At 39.7% G+C, this 4426-nt stretch carries 4 protein-coding genes; 3 read left to right on the forward strand and 1 reads right to left on the reverse strand.

Annotated elements, in window-relative coordinates; all coding sequences use genetic code 11:
• Nucleotides 1-2: 2 nt before the first annotated feature.
• On the reverse strand, nt 3-1328 hold the full coding sequence (locus tag VB711_RS13545) for a hemolysin family protein (RefSeq protein ID WP_323286595.1): 1326 nt from the start codon (nt 1326-1328) through the stop codon (nt 3-5).
• Nucleotides 1329-1729: 401 nt separating this feature from the next.
• Between VB711_RS13545 and VB711_RS13550 the strand changes: the two genes are divergently transcribed.
• The 3 genes from VB711_RS13550 (at nt 1730) to VB711_RS13560 (ending at nt 4337) form a co-directional block, all read left to right on the forward strand.
• Entirely contained in the window at nt 1730-1990 is a 261-nt protein-coding gene (locus VB711_RS13550; RefSeq protein WP_323286604.1) for a hypothetical protein, read from the forward strand.
• Nucleotides 1920-2099 (forward strand): DNA cytosine methyltransferase, encoded by a 180-nt coding sequence (locus VB711_RS13555; RefSeq protein WP_323286596.1) that lies wholly within the window; start codon nt 1920-1922, stop codon nt 2097-2099. The genes VB711_RS13550 and VB711_RS13555 overlap by 71 nt, the downstream gene beginning before the upstream one ends.
• Before the next feature lie 207 nt (nt 2100-2306).
• Entirely contained in the window at nt 2307-4337 is a 2031-nt protein-coding gene (locus VB711_RS13560; RefSeq protein ID WP_323286597.1) for a bifunctional serine/threonine-protein kinase/formylglycine-generating enzyme family protein, read from the forward strand.
• Nucleotides 4338-4426: the final 89 nt, after the last annotated feature.

Here is a 4426-nt window from a genome sequence, read left to right on the forward strand (position 1 = left end):
ATTTAATCCACTTTCATCTCCGTTACCTGATGTAATCTTGGGACAATTAACACCTTATCAACACGGTTTCCATCCATATCCATCACTTCCACACGCATACCTTCCCATTCAAAATGATCGGCTGCTGCGGGAATACGTCCTAAATGGGTAATGACAAAACCACCCAAAGTTTGATAACTACCTCTTTCGTCGGTTTCCAACTCTTCGAGATTGAACAGTTCCAAAAAATCTTCCACAGGTAACATCCCATCTAACAGCCAAGAACCATCTTCTCGTTGTACAGCTTGAGGTTCTTCCTGTCCGGGTCCAGCAGGGACATCTCCCACGATTTCGCTCATAATGTCGTTAAGGGTGATTAATCCTTGAATCACGCCATATTCATCAACTACTAGAGCCATGTGAGTTACAGTTTGCTTAAATAACTCTAAAACTTTTAATCCTCTGGTGCTTTCTGGCACAAATACAGGTTGACGTAATCCCATTGTCAAGTCTAGGGGTTCATTGTGGAAACATCTGGCTAATAAGTCAGTGACGGGGATCACACCCAGGACATTATCTAATCCTTCTTGGCAAACTGGATAACGTGAATAGGCGCTTTCAATGATTTTCTGGCGATTTTCTTCTGGAGGATCGTCTAAGTCTAACCAAACGATATCAGGTCTTGGTGTCATTAAATAACTAACAGGGCGATCGCCTAAACGAAAAACCCTTTGCACCATATCCTGTTCTGCTTCCTCAAATGTCCCCGCTTCCGTACCTTGTTCAATTAAAATTCTAATTTCTTCTTCAGTTACCTGGGGTTCGGTAGAAGGTGTAATCCCTAAAATCCGCAGTACCATGTCTGTAGAAGCACTTAAAAGATGCACGGCTGGGGAAGCAAGGGAAGCTAAGGCACGCATGGGAATGGCTACAATTGACGCAATCCTTTCTGGGCTGTTTAATGCTAAACGCTTTGGGACTAATTCACCGACAATTAGGGAAAAATAAGTGATGATTATAACGACTATCCCAAAGGAAATCGGTTGTTTATAGGCGGCTAAAAAGGGAATCAGCTTGATATAAACTGCTATTCGTTCAGCTAATGTTGCCCCACCTACGGCACCTGTCATAATGCCAATCAGGGTAATGCCAATTTGAACGGTAGACAAAAAGTGATTTGGAGATTCAGCTAACTTCAATGCTGCCCGTGCTTTAATATCTCCTTGATTAGCTAATTGTTGGAGTCTGGCCTTCCGTGATGAGACAATCGCCATTTCAGACATCGAAAATATGCCGTTGGCAATGATTAACACCAAAATGATGAAAATTTCAAGGGTGATGGAGGACATTTTAAAGGTTAATGTGATTGAGAGCGTTAGCCAAGCTCACCGTTGAGGTATCGCATAGCGTCCCATAGGGAAGGTAGCTCAACTCTTAGTATCTAGTATTAAAGACATTTTAATAACAATACCTTGTCCAAATTGAAAAAAGTCTTGATCTGTAGGTTGGGTTGAGGTACGAAACCCAACAAATACGTCGGGTTGCGCTGTCGCTTAACCCGACCTACAAAAAATGGACAAGGTATTGAATAAATATTTCTATTATACAAAAATTAGCAAGGGAACAGAAAATGAATATTTTTCGCCTTTCTCAATTCTGCCGTGATTAGTTAAATATAAACGATTTTAGATGACTTAGGTAAAATATTATACTTTTGCCTATTCCGTAGTTCTGGTTAAGCAGAGAATTTATGGCATTTTCTTCTATTGTACATTCCTTGGCGCAGCCTCTTGTAGAAAAGCGATCGCCCCTCACCGCAGAACTAATTACTAAACTCCATCGTCAACAGGAATTACGGTTAAATGGTATTTCCCGTCTGGCTACCTTTCAATTTACTGAAAAATGGTTTAATATTTATTTGATATTATTAATTGACACTAATGAAACCTTTACTTTCCCCAATATCAAAACAAATAGAATTACCTTTACAATTAGTAATTTATCCCAATAAATTTACTTTTGTTGATCTATTTGCAGGTATTGGTGGATTTAGAATTGCTTTAGAAAAAATCGGTGGTCAATGTTTAGGTTATTCTGAAATAGATACAAGGTTGGGTTAAGCGACAGCACAACCCGACGCATTTGTTGGGTTATAAATATGGGTTAGATCCCCCTAAATCTCCCTTAAAAAGGGGGACTTTGACTCTGGTTCTTCTCAAACAACTTCTTAGGTTGGGAAGTCAGCAGCAATTTGGGTTAATTATTTAATTGCGAAAAACTTTAACTCCGTGTAAAATTAGGTATTGGTGATTAGGTGTATCTTGACTATGCTATCAGGTCGTTATGAAATCATTCGCGCATTAGGTCAAGGAGGTTTTGGAACAACCTATTTAGCTAAAGACCATCAAAAACCCAGCAAACCTCAGTGTGTAGTTAAAGAACTTTTACCCCAACACCTCAACACCCTAGCGGCGGATTTTTTTGAAAAAGAAGCGAGAATATTAGAAAATTTAGGTAAACATCCCCAAATTCCCGAACTTTTAGCCCATTTTCAAGAAAAGCAAAATTTCTATATTGTCCAAGAATTTATCCAGGGACAGGTTTTAGAAAATGAAATCATCCCCGGAAAGCCTTTGAGTGAAGGATATATTACTAAGTTACTACAAGATGCTTTAGGGGTTTTAGCTTTTGTTCACCAGCAAGGAGTAATTCACCGCGACATTAAACCAGCCAACTTGATTCGGCGACAACAAGATGGTAAAGTCTGTTTAATTGACTTTGGCATTGTTAAAGAACTGGCTTCCCAAATGATGAATAGTCGGGGGAGTTTACAAACTTCGATGATGGCTGGTACTGTTGGATATATGTCGCCGGAACAAACCAGAGGTAAAACGGTTTTCGCTAGTGATATTTATGCTTTGGGTGTCACCGCAATTCAAGCAATCACAGGTTTACAACCGCACCAAATAGAAGAAGACCCGCAAACAGTAGAATTAGTATGGCGAGAACAAGCGCGGGTAAGTGACCATTTAGCCCAAGTTTTGACTAAAATGGTGCGTCGTCACTATAGTTTACGTTATCAAAATGCTCAAGAAGCTCTACAGGCTTTGAACTCGTCAACCATATCATCAGTTCCACCAAATATTTTACCCATTTCAGGAAATACAACTTTATCACCGACTGTAGTTGTTAATAGTTCTAATAAACAGATATATTTTCAAGAAGCTGAAAGTCGCGTAGAAAGAGGACAGGGTGAGTTTTCGGTTATTGCTTTAAAAATGTTGGAACTCAAGCAAGTTCAATTGGGTTTATCTCCAGCAGAAGCAAAACAAATTAGGGAAGCAGTGTTGAAACCCTATCGAGAACGGGAACGACAAGCACAGTTACAAAGACAGGAACAGGAACGACAGCGACAAGCACAGGAACGGGAACGAGAAAATAAATTAAAAGAATACGAACAAATTTTTATAGCTGCGGTAAATCAACAATATCCCTTTAGTCAGAGAGTAGTTCAAGATTTACAAGAGTTTCGTCAATATTTAGGACTGACACCAGCAGATACAGACGCAATAGAAAAACGGTTGTTAATTTCTTTAACTTCTGAAAATTTGGGGAATGGGATAATTTTAGAAATGGTTTCTATTCCTGGAGGGACTTTTATCATGGGTTCACCAGAAAATGAACCGGAAAGAAATTCTAATGAAAGTCCCCAACACCAAGTTACTATCAAACCTTTTTTAATGGGGAAATACCCTGTTACCCAAGCGCAATGGAAAGCTGTAGCTAGTTTAGCAAAGGTGAAAATTGATTTAAACCCAGACCCATCATATTTTAAAGGTGGTAATCGACCTGTGGAAAAAGTATCATGGGATGACGCACAGGAGTTTTGTGCGAGGTTATCGAAAAAAGCCGGGAAAAATTACCGTTTACCTAGTGAGGCTGAATGGGAGTATGCTTGTCGTGCAGGAACTACTACTCCATTTTATTTTGGTAAGACTATCACCACAGACCAGGCTAATTATAATGGTAACTATCCTTATAATTCAGTGAAAAAAGGTGTTTATCGTGAACAAACAACAGATGTAGGAAAATTTCCGCCCAATGCCTTGCAATTATTTGATATGCATGGTAATGTATGGGAATGGTGCGAAGATGTGTGGCACGAAAATTATATAAATGCTCCCACCGATGGTAGAGCCTGGATAAATGGGAATGATTATCAATATAGGTTGCTGCGCAGTGGTTCTTGGGTGGGCAATGCTAGGTCTTGTCGCTCTGGGTATCGCAATTGGTACTCTCGTGACAATAGGTACGGACACGTGGGTTTTCGTGTGGTTGCTTTCCCCAGGTCTTCATAGACCTCTATTCTCTTGCTCTTTTGCGCTCTCTTCTTTACCCTTGCCCCGCAGTTGTCGAAAAATATTTTTTTATAAAAATGTCTTTGTTA

It is taken from the genome of Cronbergia sp. UHCC 0137, from assembly GCF_034932285.1.
In the GTDB taxonomy this organism is placed as follows: domain Bacteria; phylum Cyanobacteriota; class Cyanobacteriia; order Cyanobacteriales; family Nostocaceae; genus Cronbergia.

What these genes read in the sequence shown, in the direction of transcription:
- VB711_RS13550 (WP_323286604.1), top strand. Translation starts at nt 1,730, where the DNA reads ATGGCATTTTCTTCTATTGTACATTCCTTGGCGCAGCCTCTTGTAGAA.
- VB711_RS13545 (WP_323286595.1), bottom strand. Translation starts at nt 1,328, where the DNA reads ATGTCCTCCATCACCCTTGAAATTTTCATCATTTTGGTGTTAATCATT.
- VB711_RS13560 (WP_323286597.1), top strand. Translation starts at nt 2,307, where the DNA reads ATGCTATCAGGTCGTTATGAAATCATTCGCGCATTAGGTCAAGGAGGT.
- VB711_RS13555 (WP_323286596.1), top strand. Translation starts at nt 1,920, where the DNA reads ATGAAACCTTTACTTTCCCCAATATCAAAACAAATAGAATTACCTTTA.